The sequence below is a fragment of the Methylobacterium sp. J-090 genome (genome assembly GCF_022829345.1).
Classification (GTDB): domain Bacteria; phylum Pseudomonadota; class Alphaproteobacteria; order Rhizobiales; family Beijerinckiaceae; genus Methylobacterium.
Window position 1 is genome coordinate 33,111 of sequence record NZ_JAKSXV010000067.1, and the last position, 19,181, is coordinate 52,291.

14 protein-coding genes are annotated in these 19,181 nt (G+C 70.6%); 9 read left to right on the forward strand and 5 right to left on the reverse strand.

Annotation, left to right across the window (positions count from 1 at the left end):
• The first annotated feature begins 49 nt into the window (after positions 1-49).
• The 4 genes from MKK49_RS10660 to MKK49_RS10675 all read left to right on the forward strand — a co-directional run bounded on the left by MKK49_RS10660 (position 50) and on the right by MKK49_RS10675 (position 2,706).
• The gene (locus tag MKK49_RS10660) at positions 50-1,492 is read left to right on the forward strand and encodes a hypothetical protein (RefSeq protein ID WP_244028233.1); all 1,443 of its coding nucleotides are present in this window, start codon (positions 50-52) and stop codon (positions 1,490-1,492) included.
• A 21-nt stretch (positions 1,493-1,513) separates the two neighbouring features.
• Positions 1,514-1,813 carry a hypothetical protein gene (locus tag MKK49_RS10665; protein WP_244028234.1) on the forward strand — a complete coding sequence of 100 codons (300 nt, stop codon included), beginning with the start codon at positions 1,514-1,516 and terminating at the stop codon, positions 1,811-1,813.
• Positions 1,814-1,928: 115 nt separating this feature from the next.
• Positions 1,929-2,408 (forward strand): hypothetical protein, encoded by a 480-nt coding sequence (locus tag MKK49_RS10670; RefSeq protein ID WP_244028235.1) that lies wholly within the window; start codon positions 1,929-1,931, stop codon positions 2,406-2,408.
• Positions 2,409-2,412: 4 nt separating this feature from the next.
• Complete coding sequence (locus tag MKK49_RS10675) at positions 2,413-2,706, forward strand: hypothetical protein (RefSeq protein ID WP_244028236.1); 294 nt, start codon at positions 2,413-2,415, stop codon at positions 2,704-2,706.
• A 48-nt stretch (positions 2,707-2,754) separates the two neighbouring features.
• On the opposite strand, the gene MKK49_RS24650 is transcribed toward MKK49_RS10675, so the two are convergent.
• Positions 2,755-4,110 carry a M23 family metallopeptidase gene (locus tag MKK49_RS24650; RefSeq protein WP_244028238.1) on the reverse strand — a complete coding sequence of 452 codons (1,356 nt, stop codon included), beginning with the start codon at positions 4,108-4,110 and terminating at the stop codon, positions 2,755-2,757.
• Positions 4,111-4,373: 263 nt separating this feature from the next.
• Here MKK49_RS24650 and MKK49_RS10685 point away from each other — a divergent pair, with 263 nt between their 5' ends.
• On the forward strand, positions 4,374-5,798 hold the full coding sequence (locus MKK49_RS10685) for a tetratricopeptide repeat protein (protein ID WP_244028239.1): 1,425 nt from the start codon (positions 4,374-4,376) through the stop codon (positions 5,796-5,798).
• Here MKK49_RS10685 and MKK49_RS10690 read toward each other — a convergent pair.
• Positions 5,774-6,511 (reverse strand): GntR family transcriptional regulator, encoded by a 738-nt coding sequence (locus tag MKK49_RS10690; protein ID WP_244028240.1) that lies wholly within the window; start codon positions 6,509-6,511, stop codon positions 5,774-5,776. The two genes, MKK49_RS10685 and MKK49_RS10690, sit on opposite strands and share 25 nt — an antisense overlap.
• A 111-nt stretch (positions 6,512-6,622) precedes the next feature.
• Between MKK49_RS10690 and MKK49_RS10695 the strand changes: the two genes are divergently transcribed.
• The 4 genes from MKK49_RS10695 (at position 6,623) to MKK49_RS10710 (ending at position 16,651) form a co-directional block, all read left to right on the forward strand.
• Entirely contained in the window at positions 6,623-7,669 is a 1,047-nt protein-coding gene (locus MKK49_RS10695; protein ID WP_244028241.1) for a PfkB family carbohydrate kinase, read from the forward strand.
• Positions 7,670-8,053: 384 nt separating this feature from the next.
• On the forward strand, positions 8,054-9,814 hold the full coding sequence (locus tag MKK49_RS10700) for a ShlB/FhaC/HecB family hemolysin secretion/activation protein (RefSeq protein WP_244028242.1): 1,761 nt from the start codon (positions 8,054-8,056) through the stop codon (positions 9,812-9,814).
• 47 nt (positions 9,815-9,861) lie between these two features.
• Positions 9,862-14,640 (forward strand): beta strand repeat-containing protein, encoded by a 4,779-nt coding sequence (locus MKK49_RS10705; protein ID WP_244028243.1) that lies wholly within the window; start codon positions 9,862-9,864, stop codon positions 14,638-14,640.
• Between the two features lie 55 nt (positions 14,641-14,695).
• On the forward strand, positions 14,696-16,651 hold the full coding sequence (locus MKK49_RS10710) for a caspase family protein (protein WP_244028245.1): 1,956 nt from the start codon (positions 14,696-14,698) through the stop codon (positions 16,649-16,651).
• A gap of 449 nt (positions 16,652-17,100) precedes the next feature.
• On the opposite strand, the gene MKK49_RS10715 is transcribed toward MKK49_RS10710, so the two are convergent.
• The 3 genes from MKK49_RS10715 to MKK49_RS10725 form a co-directional block, all read right to left on the reverse strand.
• Positions 17,101-17,544, reverse strand: a complete 444-nt coding sequence (locus MKK49_RS10715) for a ParB N-terminal domain-containing protein (protein WP_244028247.1) — start codon at positions 17,542-17,544, stop codon at positions 17,101-17,103.
• Positions 17,545-17,560: 16 nt separating this feature from the next.
• Positions 17,561-18,781 (reverse strand): MFS transporter, encoded by a 1,221-nt coding sequence (locus MKK49_RS10720; protein ID WP_244028250.1) that lies wholly within the window; start codon positions 18,779-18,781, stop codon positions 17,561-17,563.
• A 235-nt stretch (positions 18,782-19,016) separates the two neighbouring features.
• On the reverse strand, positions 19,017-19,181 hold a 165-nt coding region (locus tag MKK49_RS10725), incomplete at its 5' end, for an integrase core domain-containing protein (protein WP_244028251.1).

Here is a 19,181-nt window from a genome sequence, read left to right on the forward strand (position 1 = left end):
ACGGCATGCTTCATCGACTGTGACCGAGACCATAGACAAGGATGCGATCATGGCTAAAGGTATCGTCACAAAGATCCCGTTTCATTACCTGCCGACACCGGACTGCAAGGTGGCCGACGGCGACGCCAACGTCCGGTTCGAGAATTTTGCCGTCGGATCATCCGCTCCGCGCAAGTATCACGTCAATTTCATCGGCAATTTTCTCGTTCCGCACTACATCAAGTTGATCGATGCGATGGGCGCCCCGGCGCACAACACGTTCAAGGTGCCGGCCATCGGCCAGGCGAGTGCCACCGGTGACGTCAACAAGAACAAAGCCCTGTCCGCCGCCAGGATCGAAGCGATCGGCGCGGTCATCGTCGCCGAGTTCGAGAAGCAGAAGCGCCGGAGCGCCGTCGCCGCTCAGTGCCAGATCGTCATCGCCCCGGACGCCTGGGGCGATACGGAATCCCGCAAGCAACGCAAACTCGCGGAGGATTCGCAGAAGACTCAGTTCAGCGATCAGGTCGTCGAGGTCGGCCAGAAGCATTGCCGCTCGGTCATCACCGCGATCAATGCCTACGACGAGATCGATCCGGGAGACATCCTCTATCAGTGCCGCGAACTCTACGAAGTCGACTTCGAGGTGAAGCGGGTTCCCGAAAACCTTCTGGAACAGACCCTGGAAAACCTCGGCACATCCCTCGGCACCGCCGGCAAGCTCGCGGGGCTGGGTGTCTTCAAGGTGATCGTCTGGCGCCTTCAGAAGGCCTACAAGTATCAGATCAAGAACCTTTTGAAGAACGCCGGCAAGCTCATCGAGGACATTCCCGAAATCAAAATCCTGCTGTTCGTCGTCGATTTCGTGATCCCGGAGGATATCAGCCTCCTGTTCGAGTTTCGGGACAACCGCAAGAAATCGGCGAGCTATGCGTTCGTCGGAAAGATCCACAAGAAGAACACCTCCGATCTGCTCACCATCCTGATGTATCTCCTCAGCGTTCGCCGCTACCTGCAGAAGGCCGTCAAGGCCCTGAGGATGGCGCTCGCGCATCCGAGGCTGGCCCCGTTCCGCCAGGAGATTCAGGTGGTCCTGACGGAGGTCCTCGCCATCGAGGCCGAGTTCGACCGTCAGTTCGCGAGTGTCACCGGACCGAACGGCTTCGTGCGGAAAACCCTCGGCAGCGCGGTGACGGACACGTTGATCAGCCTCATGCAGAAAGATCCGCCGGATCATGTCCGCATTCCCGTCTCCGCATGGTCGCCACCGTTCTCCCTCACCGGCAAGAGCTACTACGATGTCCGATCGTTCAGCGGTCCCGCGCGAACGACGTCGTGGGATCTTCTGTTCAAGACCCATGTCTCCCTGGAATTCGCCGGTGGCGACGAGCACGGTTACCTCGGATACGCCGGAACCGTCGATATCGTGAGCGACGTCTCCGCGCAGAACCAGGCCCTGGGCATCGGCATCGCGAACGGCCGATTGCAGCTTTCGCCGGCAACGTTCGCCTGACGGGATCGGGAGCACGACGTCATGACGATCAACCGCTTCGAACAGGTCGACCATCCGCCCGACGACGCCATGACGCTCACCCTGGCGCGGGACGGCGCGGCGTCGTCCGGATTCGTCACCTGCCCGGCCTCGGCCACCGGCGGGCGGCTGCCGAAGGATTTCTCGTCCGGCGCATTGCCGCCGAAGGACGCGTTCCGCGCGGCGATCCGCTTCGCCAACGAGGTCAAGGTTCCCCTGGTCGTGCTCGACCACGACGGCCTGTGGCAGCCCGAATGGGGCGACTTGTATCGGGACGGCGGTCAGGAGCCGGACGCGGGGTGAAGGGGCGCCCTCGCAAGCGAACGCAGTTTTGGCAAGCAAACGCAGTCCCGGCAAACGAAAACCAAGGCCGAATCGACGAAGCGATACCAGCGTCAGCCAACGATGGAGTGGATCGATGATGCAGATCAATGTCGGCGATCACACCAGTTCCCAATCCGCCAGCGGCTGGATCGCCGTCCCGCCGAAACACCGGGAGATGATGCGCTGGGCGCGGTCCAAGGCGGTCTGGATCGCCGCCAACAAGCCGGCCGCCAACGTCTACTTCCGATCGCTCAAGCACGGCCGGTCCCTGTCCCAGATCGTCGCCGACCGGAACGTCTGGATCAACTTCATCGTCGATGCGAGCAATTACGGCTGGGGGGAGACGCCCGGTCTCGAGGTCGCCATGTCCACGCGCTCGTTCCGGGAAGGGCGCTGGCAGCTTTTGGCGAGCCTCTGCCACGAACTCGCGCACACGAACGGCGCCGACGAGGACGTTCCCGGTGGCAAGCAGGCCGAGGAGGCCGTGCTTCACTGCGGGATGGGCTACGCGTCCGAGAAGTCGTCCGGCAAGGACGACACGTTCAGCCCCTACAGTCCGGCCATCAGCGGTTGAGCCGATGCGGCGCGCCGCCCTCATCCTCGCCGTGATCCTCGCGCCCGGCGGCCAGACCCTGGCCGAATCCCGGCCGCCGGTCCGGGATTCCGACGCGGCGTTCGAGGGCCGGCCCCTGGTCAGGCGCCCGCCGAGGGGAACCTGCTTCGATCCGAAGAACCGGCAGCTCTGCAAGGCGGCGTGCAAGGCGGCGTTCGCGGCGTGCGGCCCCGCCCGACCCGCCTGCGAGACGACGCAGGCCGCTTGTGTCGCCCGATGCCCCCCGATGCTCTGCTCGCGCGGCCGATCGGCCGAGTAGGCCGCGGACGTTCATCGGCGGGCCTGCCGATCCGCGATGCGGGCGGGCTCAATCCGCCGCGTCGGCGGGCGCCTCGGCTTGAGGGACGGCTTGAGGGACGGCCTGGGATTCGGACGGCGCCTCGGCCGCCGCCAGCAGGGTGCGCCCGGCGGCGAGGAAGCGGGCCGGATCGACGGGGACCGTGGACAGGCGGGTCTCGTAATGCAGGTGCGGCCCCGTCGAGCGCCCCGTCGAGCCGACGAGGCCGACCACCGCCCCGGCGGCGACGGGCTGATCGACGGCGACCTGGATCGCCGAGAGATGGCCGTAGCGGGTGACGAGGTCGTGGCCGTGGTCGATCTCCACGAGGTTGCCGTAGCCGCCGCTCGGCCCCGCCGTGACCACCCGCCCGCCCGCCGCGGCGCGCACGGGCGTGCCGGGGGGCGACCGGAAATCCATCCCGGCATGCATCCGCGCCCCGCCGGTGAACGGGTCCGCGCGCATCCCGAAATTGCTGCTCAGGGCCGCCGCCCCGTCGATGGGCGCGCGCAGGGGCAGGCTGTCGGTGACGCCGTGCCAGCGCCCCGCCTCGGCGAAGGCCCCTTCGGCCCGGGCCACGGCCACCGCGAAGGCATCGCGCGGGTCCGGCGCGGCCGGAGACGGAACGGGGGCCGGCGCGAGGGCGACGCGCAGGTCGGCGAGGACCGCGCGGACCCGCGCGACCGCCGCCCGCGCCGAATCGGCCAGGGTGAGGACGATCCGGTGCTGGCCGGCTTCCACCCGGCCGAGGGACGCCTCGATCCGGGCGAACTGGTCGCGCGTCGCGAGGGCGGGACCATCCCGCGCCGGGAGATCGTCGAGGCGGGTGCCGCGGCCGGGGCGCGGCCCCGGCGGGACGGCGGCGGGCGCCGCCGGGTCCCGTCCCTCCGCGCCGCGTCGCGGGCGGCTGCCCGGGGCCGGGTCGCCGTCGCGCTCCGGGACCGGCGGCGGCGCGGCGGCGCCCGGCGCGACCCCCGCGAGGGCGCGCTCCGCCATGGCGGCCAGCAGCGCCTGGCGCGTCTCGAGCTCGACCTGGCGGGTGATGATGTCGGCGAGCCGGCCGGAGAGCCCCTCCTCCTCCAGGACCTGATGGCTGGCGACGCCGACGAGGCGGCGGGTCAGGGCGCGGACCCTGTCCTCGTGCGCGAGGCGCTGGGTCTCGGCCTCCTCGGCGAGGCGCCGCGCCGCGCCGTGGCCGGACACGGCGAGCCAGCTCGCCCCGGCGGCCCAGGCGAGGCTGAGAACGAGGACATAGACGGGAGGGCGGGCGCGCTTGCGGGCGGCACGCGGCGCGGCCTTGAACCCCGTCGGCCGGGCACCGGGCAGGCGCCGGCCCTTGCCCTCGATCCTGCCCGTGACCTTGCCCGCCGGCGTGCCCGTGGTCACGGATGAGGCCCCCGCGCACGAACCGCCGGCGCGGCGCGGCGGGCGGGGGCAGGACGTCGCGATCGGTCGGTCATCGGGTCTGGGAGTCTCAGAGACTGAAGTCTGGCTCGCGCCGCGGCCCCCGGCGGAAGGCGGGCGATGGAAATCGGGGTCGCCCCCGCGCCGCAGCGGTCGCGCAGGGCGGCGGCGCCTGAATTATGGACTGGTTTTGGTTATACGCAAGGCTTAGGTTGCGTGGGACGGTTTCACGAGGCGGGGGCGCCATGACTGTACCGGCGAAGAACGGACCGGCCGGGGGCATGCCGGCAGAGGCGCCGGAAGACGCCCGCGACCCGGCTCCGCCGACGCAGCACCGGCTCCCCGTGGACAACGCCCTGGAGCTCGCGGTGCAGCTCCACCGCTCGGGCGAGGTCGTCATCGCCGAGCGGGTCTATCGCCGCATCCTCGAGAGCATCCCGGACCAGCCGGACGCCACGCATTATCTCGGCGTCCTCCATCACGCCACCGGGCGCTCCGACGAGGCCGTGCGCCTGATCCGGCGGGCGATCGCGCTCAACGGCGACGATCCCGGGATGCGCAACAACCTCGGCAACGTCCTGTCCGAGCTCGGGCGGGCGGAGGAGGCCGCCGAGGCCTACTTCGCCGCCTTCGAGCGCGATCCGTCCAACCTCGACGTCCTCAACAATCTCGGCGTCACCCTGCGGGCGCTGAACCGGTTCAACGATTCCGAGGCCGCCTATCGCCGGGTCATCGCCCTCGATCCGACGCACCGCGAGGCGCATGACAATCTCGGGCGGCTCCTGGCGAGCCGGGGCCGGTTCGACGAGGCCGCCGCCTGCCACCAGCGCGCCCTCACCCTGGAGCCGAGGAACGCCGAAACCCGCCGGCTTCTCGCCGACATGCACGCCATGCGGGGCGACCGCGCCAAGGCCGTGGCCGTCCTCGACGATTGGCTGGACGACGAGCCCGGCAGCGTCACCGCCCGCCACCTGCGGGCGGCGATCTCCGGGGAGGACGTTCCGGCGAGGGCGAGCGACGATTACGTCGCCCTGGTGTTCGACCGCTTCGCCGCGAGCTTCGACAGGAAGCTGCAGAGCCTCGACTACCGGGCGCCGACCCTGGTGGCCGACGCCCTCGCCGCCGTGGTCGCCCCCGGCGCGGCCCTCGACATCCTGGACGCCGGCTGCGGGACGGGCCTGTGCGGCCCCCTCGTCGCGGTTTGGGCGCGCCGCCTCGACGGCGTCGATCTGTCGGAGGAGATGCTGGCGCGGGCGGCGCGGCGGGACTGCTACCACGCCCTGGCCCACGCCGAGCTCACGCGGTTCCTGGGCGACAGGCCGGGCGCCTACGACCTCGTCCTCTCGGCCGACACCCTGTGCTACTTCGGCGATCTCTCGGGGGCGCTGCTTGCGGCGCGGCACGCCCTGCGGCCGGACGGCCGCCTGATCTTCACGGTGGAGGCCGCATCGGAGGATTCCGCCTCCGGATCGTTCACCCTCAACCATCACGGCCGCTACAGCCACGGCGCGGCCTACGTCACCGAGGCCCTGGTCGCGGCCGGGTTCGTGCCCGAGACCGTCGGCCGCCACACCCTCCGGCTTCAGCGCGGCGAGCCGGTGGCGGGCCTCGTGGTCACGGCGCGTCGGGCGGAGGGCGACGCGCCTCAGCCGTTGAGCTTGAGCCGGTAGCGATACATGTCGCCGCGAAACAGCCCCTCGACGTACTCGATCATCCGCGCGCCCTGGGCGAAGCTGTGACGCTTGATCAGCAGGCAGGGCAAGGGATCGTCGAACCCGAACAGGTCGCATTCCTGCCGGGTCGGGGTCGTGGCCTCGATGGTCTGGTCGCAGCTCACCAGCCGCGCGTCGCACTGCTCGGCGAGATAGGCGTAGACCGACCCCGACAGGTCGGCGTGCTCCAGGGCCGGGGCGACGGTGAGGTTGTACCACGCCACCTCGCGCGACATCGGGATTCCGTCCCCGTAGCGCACGCGGGTGAGCTTGAGCAGCGGCGCCGTCGAGGGAAGGCCGAAGATCGACGAGATCGAGCGGTCCTGCACCACGGTCTGCTCGAGGATGCGCGAGGACGGCACCTTGCCGATCTCCCGCATCTCCTCCGTGAACCCCTTGAGCCGGTCCATCCCGGGGCGGATCTGGTCGCCGACGCCGCGGACGACGAAGCCCTTGCGCCCCTGGGACATCAGCAATTGCCGCTGCCGCATGGCGACGTAGGCCCGCTGGACCGTGACGCGGCTGACCCCGAGGCTCTCGGCGAGCTGGCGCTCGGCGGGCAGGATGGTGCCGACCGGAAGGGTGCCGGACTCGATCAGCACGCAGAGCTGCTCCTCGAGCTGCTGGTAGAGCGGCATCGCCGTGTCGTCCCGGAGCTTCAGGTACGACATGATCGAGGGCCGATCGTGCGCGAACACGGGCCCCCCGGGAGACTTCTCAACTCTGGGTTGTGACAGGAGCCGCAGGTTGGGTTTGTTCAAGAACTGATTCTACCGAGAGGGATGATGACCAAGGTGCCGGAATCGACCGAAATCTTCATCGTTGGCAGCTTCGTCGTTGCGTGCACCGTGAAGGTAGCACGTTTGCCCCGTCCGGGTGAGTCCCTTGATGCCACAGGCTTCGTCGTCGAGCCGGGCGGCAAGGGGTTCAACCTCGCCGTGACGGCGCATCGCCTCGGCGCCCGCGTCGACGGCGTGTTCGCCATCGGACGCGACCCCTTCGCCGACCTCGCGCTGGCCGCGTTCAAGCGCGCCGGATTGTCCACCGACATGGTCGGACGCCACGACACCTCCACGGGCGCCGGCGTCGGCTTCATCGATGCGCGCGGCGAGAACTGCCTCGCCGTCCATCTCGGCGCCAATGCCCGCCTGTCCGCCGCCGACATCCGGCGCGTCGCGGATTCGGTGTCCGGGGCGGTCCTGGTGATGGCGACCTTCGAATCGCCGGACGCACCGATCCTGGCCGCCTTCACCCTGGCGCGGGAGGCCGGCCGGCCGACCCTGCTCAATCCCTCGCCCCACCGGCGCATGGACCCGGAGATCCTCGCGCGCACGGCGATCCTCGTCGTCAACGAGGTCGAGGCGGCGGCCCTCGGATCGGACCTGGGCCTCGAATCAGACCTGGGCGAGGAAGTTTTGGAAACCGAGCCCTCCGCCGGCCTCGCGGGGCCGGCCGAAGCGTATCGCCCGATCGCCCAGCGTCTCATGGCCGGAGGGCCGGAGATGGTCGTCGTCACCCTGGGGGCGGCCGGCGCGGTGGCGTTCCGCCGGGGCCACGCCCCGCTCCATCAGGCGGCGATCCCGGTCGAGACCGTCGACACCATCGGGGCCGGCGACGCCTTCGCCGCCGGCCTCGCCGCGGGCCTCGTCCGCGACCGCCCCTTCGCCGAATGCCTCCTGCGGGCGGCGGCCTGCGGCGCGATCGCCACCCGGACGTTCGGGGCCTTCGACGCGTTCCCCACGGATCAGGAATTGGAGGCGTTCCTCGCGACGGAAGCGGGTCTGGCGCGCCCCAGCGCGGTGCCGGAGGCGGCCGGCGCCCGCCTGTGATCGGACGGGCGTTCGGGGGCCCGATCCATCTGGACCGGTCCAAAAAAGACTGCTAGATTTCCGAATCGGTGCCACCGCGCGGCCGGATGCCGAAGCAACGATTCGGACGATCATTCCCGATTCGGGAAAATCAAAGCATCGATAAATCTTTAACAAGAATTCGTTTGGCGAGCCATAGCTTAAAAAAGTGGTGCATTAATCATACACTTGGTTTTCAAATCTCCAGTCCTAAGCAAGGACGCCGGATTCTGATTGACCCCTCTTCGGCGGCCGGACATTTCTAGTCGAGCACAACGGAAGTCCTGTTGCGCTGACATCGTCCGAGCGACTTCGAAGATGCGGCCGAATCACACCCTTGCTCTGTTGTCGGATTGCGTCGAGCAAATGCTTGGCAAGCGGCATCGTAGCGGCAACAAGCGCAGTCTCGCGACAGGGTGCGTCCTCGCCGCAGGCCTCCTGGGCGCCCCCCCGGCCTGGGCACAGACCGCCAGCCAGATCACGCCGCCGAGCTTTCGCCCGAACCAGAACACTGTGGGCGGCGCGCTGGTCTTCTCCGGGCAGCCCGGCCTCGGCACCCCGGCCGGGGCCGAGCGCCTGTCCGTGCGCCTGTCGGGCGTCACGATCGAGAACCTGCCCCCGGACTTCGCCGGCGAGGCGCGCGCCCTAGAGACCCGCCTCGTGGAGCGGCGCATCCCCGCCTCGGAGATCTTCGCCGCCGCCCGCGATCTCGAAGCCGCCTTCGTCCGCACCGGCGCGATCCTGGTGCGCGTGGTGCTGCCGGCCCAGACGCTGAAGGACGGCAACCGGCTCCGCCTCGTCGTCGTCAACGGCTTCGTCGAGCGCATCGACACCAGCCGGCTTCCCGAGGCGACGCGGGGCCGGATCGAGGCGGTGATCGCGCCCCTCATCGGCCGCCGCGACCTGCAGCTCGGCGAGATCGAGCGCCGGCTGCTCTTGGCCGGCGACACGCCGGGCGTCGCCCTGCGCTCGACCCTGCAGCCGAGCGGCGCGGCCGGGGGCACCATTCTCATCATCGAGGGGGCCTATCGGCCCGTCACCGGATATTTCGGCGGCGACAACACCGTGGGCCGGGCGCTCGGCGGCTTCTCCGTCGGCGGAGGCTTCGACGCCAACACCGTGTTCGGGCAGGGCGAAACCCTGTACGTCCGCACGCTGGGCCATCCGACCGGCGACCGCGCCGACGGGATCGGCGGCCTGTTCGGCGACAACCCGACCCTGCGCACCTTATCCGGCGGCTTCATCCTGCCGCTCGGGACCGACGGCCTCACCCTGAACATCGAGGCCACCAACAGCCGCACGGCGCCCAAGCTGCGCAACCTCGCCCAGACCACGAGCGACTACGACCGCCTGTCGTTCCGGCTGCGCTACCCCGTCCTGCGCAGCCGCACCGGCAACCTCTTCACCGAGGTCGCCTTCGACGCGACCCGGGAGAAGCTCGGCCTGGCCCTGCCGGGCGTCATCGCCCCCTTGAGCCTCGACGAGCTGCGCGTGCTACGCTTCAGCGCCGACGGCGACCTGCGGGTCGCCACCGGCGGCCTGTTCGCGGCGCGCGGCACGGCCTCGTTCGGCCTCGACGCCCTCGGCGCGCGCAGCCGGGCGGACGCGACGCCCCTGCTGCCCCTGTCCCGCTTCGGCGCCGATGCCGAGTTCCAGAAGGTCGACGTCTCGGTCAGCTTCAGCCAACCGCTCGCCGAATCCCTGGTGCTCGGCCTCTACGCCCGCGGCCAAACCTCCTTCGGCCAGACCCTGGCGCGCAGCGAGCAGATCGGCACGGCCTCGTTCCAGGAGCTGTCGACCTTCGACGCCGGCAGCCTCGGCGGCGACAGCGGCTGGCTCGTCCGCAGCGAGCTCGCCACGCCCTTCACGGTGACGCCCGAGGGCGTGCCGCTCACGATTTCCCCCTACCTCTTCGGCGTGACCGGCGCGCTCTACCTCGAACGCCCAACGGCGCTCGAAGTCGGCACGCTCCACGTCTCCTCCGTCGGCGTCGGCGTGCGCTTCGGCGCGCCTTTGGGCCCGGACGGCCCGTTGGCCTCCCTCACCCTCGAATTCGGGCGCCGCTTCCGGGACGATTCCATTCCGGACGCGAACCGCTTCACCGTCCTCGGCTCGGTTCGCTTCTGATGCTTCGCTCGTCCGTCATCCGGGTCACAGGGCCGCAGAGAACGCTCATGACGCGCACCGTCCATCGCCTCATCACGACGCTCCTGGCGGGCACGGCGCTCACCACGCCGCTGGCGGTCGCGGCCGGCGAACTTCCGACGGGGGCCTCAATCGTCCACGGCAGCGTCGGCATCGCGATGCCGGGCGCCAACGCCATGGCGATCCAGCAATCGTCGCAGACGGCCATCGTCAACTGGCAGACCTTCTCCATCGGCCAGGGCGCGCGGGTGGACGTCGCCCAGCCCAACGCCTCGGCCGCGCTCCTCAGCCGGGTGACCGGGTCGACGCCCTCCACCATCGCCGGCCAGTTGAACGCCAACGGGCAGATCTACCTCGTGAACCCCAACGGCATCGTCATCACCCCGTCCGGCGTGGTGCGGGCCGGCGGGTTCGTCGGCTCGACCCTCGGGATCAGCGACGAGGACTTCAAGGCGGGCCGGCGCGCGTTCAAGGGCAACGGCGCCTCCGCCACCGTGTCGAACCAGGGCTCCATCGACATCGCCCAAGGGGGCTATGCCGCCCTCCTCGGCGGCCGGGTCGAGAATGCCGGCGTGGTGAGCGTGCCGCTCGGCCGGGTCGGCTTCGGCGCCGGCGAGCGCGCAACCCTCGACCTGTCGGGCGACGGGTTCCTCCAGGTCGCGGTTCCGTCGCGGGCCGACGGGTCGGACGCGGCGCTCATCAGCCACAGCGGCCGCATCAGCGCCGCCGGCGGGCGCGTCGAGATGCAGGCGGCCACGGCGCGCGACCTGGCGCGCAACGCCATCAACCTGTCCGGCCTCGTCGAGGCGCGCAGCGTCAGCGGGCGATCGGGGGCGATCGTGCTCGGCGGCGGCGAGGGCGGCACCGTGACCGTCTCCGGCCGCCTCGACGCCTCCGCGCGGGGCGCCAGGGCGGTCACCCGCACGGCCACCCACACGGCGAAGGCCGCGCGGGGCGGCGACATCACCGTCACGGGCGACGCGATCCGCCTCACCGGCGCGCGCCTGCAGGCGGACGGCACGGCCGGGGGCGGCCGGATCCGGGTCGGCGGCGACTTCCAGGGCGGCGGCACCCTCCAGCGGGCGCGCGTCACGACGGTGGATTCCGCCAGCACCCTCAGCGCCGATGCCGGCCGGTCGGGCCGGGGCGGCGACGTGGTCGTGTGGTCCGACGGGAGCACGGCGTTCGCCGGCACCATCCGCGCGCGCGGCGGCGCGACGCTCGGCGACGGCGGCGCGACGGAGGTGTCGAGCAAGGGGCTGCTCGCCTATACGGGCACCACGGACCTCTCGGCGGCCCACGGCGCCTTCGGCACCCTGCTGCTCGACCCCTACAACGTCACGATCTCCGGCGGCGGCACCGCCGGCCAGACCCAGGGGACGGACGGCTTCACGCCGAACGCCGACAACAGCGTCATCAACGCCAGCGACCTTGCGATGGCGCTGGCCAAGGCCAACGTCACCGTCACCACCGGGGCCGCCAACAGCGCCGGTGGGCAGGACGGCAACATCGCCGTGCAGACAAACGTGACCTGGAACGCAGCGACGACGCTGACCCTGTCGGCCTTCAACAGCATTAGGGTCGGTCCCACGGATAATGCGCCGTCGGCACCGGCGGGATCCATCGCCGTACCGACGGGAGGCGGCCTGATCCTGCGGGCGGACAATAGCGGAAGGGGAATCGGCACGGTCGATTTCAGGCCGACTTCGATCGTCGCATTCGACGCGGCTGCCCCTATCGCGGTCTACTACAATCCGGCGAGCAATCCGGCGGGCAGCGGCGTCAACACGACAAGCTACACTGGTCCAACACCCTACACGGCCAGTCTGATCAATGCGGCTGGAGCGATTACGGGCACTCGGTCGGTCGCATCGTACATGCTCGTCAACACGGCCAACGACCTGCAGAACATGCGCAACAACCTGACCGGCAGCTACGCGCAGGGACGCGACATCGACGCCGCTGCCGCGAGCGGCTTCTCGCCCATCGGCGGCCTCGGCGAGGGGCAGGCCTTCTCCGGGACCTTCGACGGGCAGGGCCTGAGGATCTCGAACCTCACGATCAACCAGCCGACCTTGGACAATGTCGGCTTGTTCGGTGTCACGACCAACGCACAGCTCAGCAACATCGCTCTTTTCGGCACCGTCCTCAACGGCCGGAACAACGTCGGCGGCCTCGTCGGCAGCGCGACCCGCGGTTCCATCGTCAACGTTTCGAACACACGTGCTGTCAACGCGACGACAGGCTTGGGCTCGGTGGACGGCATCGGCAACGTCGGCGGCCTCGTCGGCCTGCTCGACGGCGCGATCACGAACGGTTCCACGTCGGTCAACGTCACCGGCTCTGGCTCCGGCAGCAGCATCGGCGGCCTTGTGGGTGCCGTGCGCCAGGTCGGCGCTGACACACCCTTCGTCAGCCGGTCCTTTGCCTCGGGCGTCGTACGCGGTGTCAGCACGAGCGGTCTCAACGCCATCGGCGGCCTCGTTGGGACGGTTGAGAACGGGCGGGTTGAGCAATCCTACGCCAACGGAGCAGTGGCCGGCGCGGGCTCAGTAGGCGGTCTCGTGGGCGATCTGGTCAATCGCGGCACCATCAGCGCCACCTACGCCACAGGCCTTGTCAGCAACGCCGCGGCGGCCGGCAGCGCCGGCGGCCTGGTGGGGTCCATCACCGCGGCGGCCGGCCTCGGCGCCAGCGTCGACCAAAGCTATTCCACCGGTCTCGTCACCGGGGCCGGAACGCTCGGCGGTCTTGTCGGTACGGCGAATGGGCAGGCCACCGTCACCAACGCCTATTGGGACGCCCAGACCAGCGGGCGGCTGACCAGCGCGGGGGGCACCGGGCAAACGACGGCGCAGCTTCAGGGCGCGCTGCCCGGGGGCTTCAACCCCACGATCTGGAGCCGGGCGGCGGGAACCTACCCCTACCTGAGTTGGCGGTTCCCCACCGGAATCCTCGCGGTGTCGGGCATCGCGCAGGCCGCGGCCGATCCGGGAGCGCCGATTCCAGGAACGACCGTCACGCTCCTCGCCGGTGGCGCGCAATCCGCGACCCAGACCGGCGCGAACGGCACCTACTATATCGCTTTGGCGCCGCTGGCCGGAACCGCCCAGGCGGTAACCGCCATTCTTCCGGCGCCCCTCAACGGCGGTGCCCTCGCCGACGCGCCCACGGGTGCCGGCGCGCTCACCCTCAACGTCCGGGCAGGCCGGGGCGTGGCCACCACCGCGGCCATCGACACCACCGGCCTCACCACTCGCCTGACGAACAGCGGCGTCATCGGCGGCGTTCCCACCTTCGCCGCCGCCGGCGTTCCGATCTTCATCGAGCTTCTGAATCCGGCCGGGTTCACCGTCGATCAGCCGATCACGGTAACGGGCCGGTTGCAGATCGCAGGCGCGGGGTCCACAGCCTCGGCCGGCCCGATCACCATCGGCGCGGCCGGGTTCCTGCGCAGCGGCGGGGATGTTGTGGTCGCAACCACACTGTTCACCAACAATGCCGGCGCCACCGGAATCCAGACCGGTGGCCGATCCCTCGTCTACAGCCAGGACTACGCCAACGACACGCGCGGCGGCCTTCCCGGCGGCAACCTCTACGCCCGCAGCTTCTCGGCCAACCCGCCCGCCACCATCACCGAGGCCGGCAACCAGTTCATCTTCACCAGCCGGCCCATCCTCACCGTCACGGCCACGGGGGGGACCCGGGAGTACGGTTCGACGACGCTAACCGCCACGCCGACCATCACGGGGCTCGTCAACAACGATACGGCGGCCCAGGCCTACACGGGCACCCCGTCGGTGACCGACGCCACCCCCGTGACGGCGGGGGTAGGCACCTATGCCACCGGTGTCCAGACCAGGACGGGCACCCTCACCTCGCCCATCGGCTACGCGATCAACACCGTCGACGCACAGCTCACCATCACGCCGGCGCCGCTCACGATCACGGCCCGCGACGCCACCAAGCCGTTCGGCACGAACCTCGCCTTCGACGGATCCGAATTCAACTTCAGTCGCGCCGACCTGCGCAACGGCGATACGGTGACGCGGGTGACCCTGACGAGCGACGGTGCGCCGGCCGAGGCGCCCGTGGCGGGAAGCCCCTACCCCATCGTCGCCAGCAATGCAGTCGGGACGGGCCTCGTCAGCACCGGGCCGGGTGCGAGCGCCCTCGGCGGGTTGAACTACCGGGTGACCTACCTGCCCGGCCTTCTCACGGTGACGCAGCCCCCGACGCCGCAGGGACCGACGCCGCTGGAGGTCGCGACGAACGCGCCGACCCTGACGCGGAACCTGCCCAACCTCTTCCAGCCCGTCGTTCCGCGCAACGACACCCTCGATATCGCCAACCTCGAAGGCGGCGGCCCGAGCCTCGGCGTCGGCGAGCCGGCGGGGGCGAAGGGCGCCACCCTCGGCTATCTCAAGGGGGCCTCGGCCGAGCTCGACGCCGCCATGGCGGCCTGCGAGCGGCAGGACGGGCGCCGGGTGAAGGCCTATGCGGATTGCGTCGGCGGCGCCCTCGACACCTATGCGGGCAAGCTCGAGCTGCGCCTCGCGCAGCTTCCGCCGGCCTTCCGCAACATCCCGGCCGTCGTGCGCCAGGCCGCGCAGAAAATCCGGGCGGCGCGGACGATCACCGAGGCGCGCCAGGCCGTGCGCGTCGCCGTGGTCGCGGTGCGCAAGGCCATCGCCCTGATCCGGGCCGACGAGCCGGCGGTGGCGCAGCGCCAGAGGAGGGAAGGCAATGCCATCGCATCCGCCCTGCAATCCGTGGACAGCCGGCTGTCGCGCTCCGTCGGCCTCTGAGGCGCGGGACGCGGGCGCCCCCGGGGCGCCGCGGCGGTCCGGGGCGGCTCGGTTCGTGTCAGCTTGGCTCGCGGCGGCCTGGCTCGCGGGCACATGGCTCGCCGTAAGCGCGGGGCCGGCGCGCGCCGAGACCCGCGTCGCCCTGGTCATCGGCAACACCGGCTACCGCAATCTGAAGCCGCTCGCGAACCCGGCCAACGACGCGGGCGACGTGGCGGCGGCCCTGAAGGCCCGCGGCTTCACGGTGCTCCAGGGCGTCGACCTCGACCGGGGCGCCATGACCCGCCTCGTCGAGCGGTTCCAGTCCGAGGCCCGCACGGCCGACGTCTCCCTCGTCTACTATGCCGGCCACGGCTTCCAGGTCGACGGCCAGAACTACCTCGTGCCGGTGGATGCCAGCATCCGGAGCCGGCAGGACGTCGAGACCGCGACCCTGAACCTGCGGACGATCACGGAGCGCCTCGAGGGCGGGCGCGGCATCCACCTCGTCTTCCTCGACGCCTGCCGCAACAATCCCCTGCGCGGCACCGCCGGCACGTCCGACGCGGCCGTGCCGAACGGCCTCGCCCGCATGGGCAACGCCGCCGGGTTCCTGTTCGCCTACGCCACCCAGCCCGACAACGTCGCCTTCGACGGCGGCGGCCGCAACAGCCCCTTCGCCCAGGCCTTCCTCAGCCACGTGGCCACGCGCGGCCAGGACATCGCCGCGATGATGATCGCCGTGCGCAAGGACGTGATCGCGGCCACCGGCGGGTTCCAGGTGCCGTGGGAGAACTCGTCCCTCACGAGCCAGTTCGCCTTCGTGCCGGGCCAGGCCGCCGCGGCCTCACCCGAGACCCAGCTCTGGCAGCTCGCCGCCGCCGGCCGCGACCCGGCCCTGCTGCGGATCTACCTCGCGCGCTATCCCGAAGGGGCGCATGCCGACGAGGTCAAGGCGATGGCGCTCGCGCCGGCGCCGCCGGAGGCCGCGCCGGGCGCGATCCGCAGCACGCCGGAGGGCGACCGGGTGTCCGACGACCGCCTGTGGGATTTCGCGCAGCGCTCGCGCCTGCGCCAGCTCGTGGAGTTCTACATCAGCCGCCGCCCGGACGGGCGCCACGCCCACGAGGCACGGGAGCTGCTCCAGGCGCTGCCGACGACGGAGGATTCGGACGTCCGGCCCGAGAGCCTGTGCGAGCGCGCGGCGACCCATCCCCGCGACGCCACGGCGAACACCGCCGGCGTCCCCCTGGCCGAGCTCGGCCGCAACGCCGAGACGGCGATCCAGGCCTGCCGGGCCGCGCGGGAGAGCCATCCGGACATGCCGCACTACACGGCGCTCCTCGCCCGGGCGCTGGCCGCGCGCGGCGAGCGCGAGGCGGCGATCGGCTACTACCGGGAGGCGGCGGCGCGGGGAAACCTGCGGGCGATGGTCAGCCTCGGCCTGCTCATGGAGACGGGGGACGGCCTGCCGCGCGATCCCAGGGGCGCCGCCGCCCTGTACGAGACGGCGGCCCGCGGCGGCAGCCCGGACGGCGCCATCAACCTCGCGGTGGCCCTGATGGAGGGGGTGGGGGTCCGGAAGGACCCGGGCCGCGCCGTCACCCTGCTGAAGCAGGCCTCCGAGGCCGGCTCGGCCATCGCCACCTACAATCTCGGCGTGCTGGCCCAGCAGGGGCTGGTGACGGAGCCGGGCTCCGCCCTCGCCTATTTCCGCAAGGCGACCGAGCTCGGCGACCCGCGCGGCTTCGTGCCGGCGGCGATCCTCCTCGACGAGGGCCGGGGCGGCGTGCGCAAGGACCCCGCCGCCGCCGCCGAGATGCTGCTGCTCGGTGTGGCCTCGGATTCCGGCGATGCGGCGAGCCAGATCGTCACTCGCGCCGCGACGTGGTCGCAGGACACGATCCGCCTCCTGCAGGAGCGGCTCAAGCGCGCCGGCTACTACACCGGCGCGGTGGACGGCCGGGGCGGACCGAAGATGGCGGCCCCCCTGCGCCAGTGGCGCCGGGTGGGCAACCTCGACCTGAAGTGAGGCGACCGCCGCCCGATCGGTACGGTCCCCCGTGCGTCTGGCCGAAGGACGCGGTGAAGCGCGGGTCCCCTCTCCAGGAAGGGGGGGACAGGGTGACGAGTCCGAAAGGCCTCCCCGGCAGTGCAAGAAAGCCGAAGAGATCGATTGTACCGCCTCGTCTGCCTGGGCAGGAGGAATGCAGCTTTACCATTGTTCGGCATCGTGCGGTGGGCGCGTTGCACCGGACCGGGTGGGTTTTGCGGGTTCGGAGTTGCTGACAAATCCGGCACGCAAAGGGGTGGACGACCCGTGTCGTCGTCCGCACCGCTGGGGCGGCCGGCGGTCAAGGCGTCATCCACGACGTCCGGCTTGGCCGGAGGTCCGTTCCTGGCCGGCTCCCGGCCAAGGTCAGATATGGGGCGGGACCAGCCGCCGGATCAGCGGCCCGGCTCCAACCAGACCGTCCCATTTTAGGGCAGGTCCGCCGGGCATCGACGAAGTAAGCGAACCTCGCCTGGGCCGCGCAGCCCCTGGAGTGTCCAAAGGGGGACGGACCAGACTTGGCGAGGCGGGAAGACATGGCGCGTCGTCTTGGGCGGGTACAACTCGCCGCTCAGAGCGCGGGCCAGTACCTCGGCGCGGGTTGGCGCAAAGTCCGGCCGCCACGAGAGCAGTTCGACCTCAGCATAATCGAAAACTTGGACGGGGACACGGACGAGGCCGAGCTCCCGTGCGGCTACAAGCCGATGGTGGCCGTCGAGGAGGGCGTGCACCGTTCCTTCGATGCAGATCGGCTGCTTCCAGGCCTGATCCGCCAGGATCATCGCGACGACCTCGCGCGCGCGCGCGGGGATCGCCTCCTCCGTAGGGCGAAGCAGCTTCACCGGGAAGAGCGCGCAATCGGGGTCGATCATGGGGATGGCCTCCACGTCAGCGTCCGAGATCGCCGGCTCCTGTCGAGCGCGCTCGGAGCAGAAGCCCACAGGAGAGTAGGTACAGGACTGAGACGGCGGGGAAGACGGCGGCGGCACCTGCCGCCTGGTTGACGAGGCCGCCGAGCGCTACGCCCGCCATCGAGGAGGCCTGGGTCATGCTCTGGACGACACCGAGGATATGGCCCTGCCTGTTGACCGCAGCCTCGCGCGAGATGAGGCCGGTCAGCACCGGAGTCGTGGCGCCGAGGAGCGCTCCCCAGATGAAGTAAGTCGCCGCGAATACGGCGATGCTGTTCGTCACGCCCGCAACGAGGGCGGCGCCGGCACAGGCGAGGGCCACAAGGGCGACGCCGCCTAATGTCCCGCGCAGCGTCCTGCTTTCGAACACCCGCGACCACAGCGCTGCCGAGGCGACGAAGCCGGTCGCCATCACGCCGTAGCAGAGGCCGATCTCCCAGTTCTCGGCCCCAAAGGCCGAGCGCACGTAGAGCGCGAACGGCATCTGTGGCAGGAGCCGGCTCGCGAGCAGGCAGCCATGGGCGAGTAGGAGACCGCGGATAACCGGATTGCGCCAGACGGTGGCGATCGGCGCCGCATCTTGCGCCGCGGTCTTGGGAGCCGCGGTCTTGGGAGACGCGGTCTTGGGAGACGCGGCCGAGGGTGGGAGGAGAGCGAGCACGGCGAGGGCGCAGGCCACGCACAACCCGGAGGCGGCGGCGTTGATCCAGAAGAAACTCGCATGGTCGAGAATGGCGCCGCCGAGGACGGCACCGCCCAGCGAACCGACGTTGGTTGCGACCTGCAGGAAGGCGAACAGACGGCCGCGGCGCTCCGGCGTCTCAAGGTCGACCCCGTAGGCCTGGGCCGGTGCCGAGAACCCGGCGCAGGCGCCCTGCACGAAGCGCAGCAGCACGATCGTCCACGGATCACCAGCGAGGGCGAGGCCGAGCTGGGTCAGGGCCAGCCCTGCCAGGGCGCGCAGCATCATCAGCCTGTGGCCGTAGCGGTCCCCCATTCGCCCCCAGAGGCTGCCGGTCAGGGCGATCCCGAGCATCGGGGCGACGTAGGTGCCCGTAGCCGCCATGCTGAACGCGAGGTCCGAAGCGCTGATCTCCTTCAGGCGCAGTGGCCAGAACGGCCCGCTCATCTCCATCGCCGCCATGGTGACGAGTTGGATGGCGAAGAGCAGGCGTATGGTCCCGATCGTACCTGCCATGTCAGAGGCCGCGCGTCGCCGGGTCGAGCGGGTTCGGCAACTCGTGCTGGAGCCGGTAGTCGGCATAGTGGGACAGATGCATGCGCAGAAGGGAGCGGGCCGTCCACGGGGCGCGAAGGAAGGCGTCTCGCTCTGCTGGCCTGCCCCCGTTCGGTGGCCCATGTTCGAAGTTAGTGCATCGTCGGTCTGAGGGTCCCCCGGATTTTGGTCCAGCCGGAAGGTGAGCTTCCGGGTCTCATTCGGCGGCCTGCAGGGCCGCCGCCAAGGCAAATTCCTGAGGCGTTCGCCACCCCAGGGCTGTGTGAGGACGGCTCTCGTTGTACTGCCGCCGCCACGTCTCGATCTTGCTCCTCGCGTCGGCCAACGACAAGAACCAGTTCGCGTTCAGGCACTCGTCGCG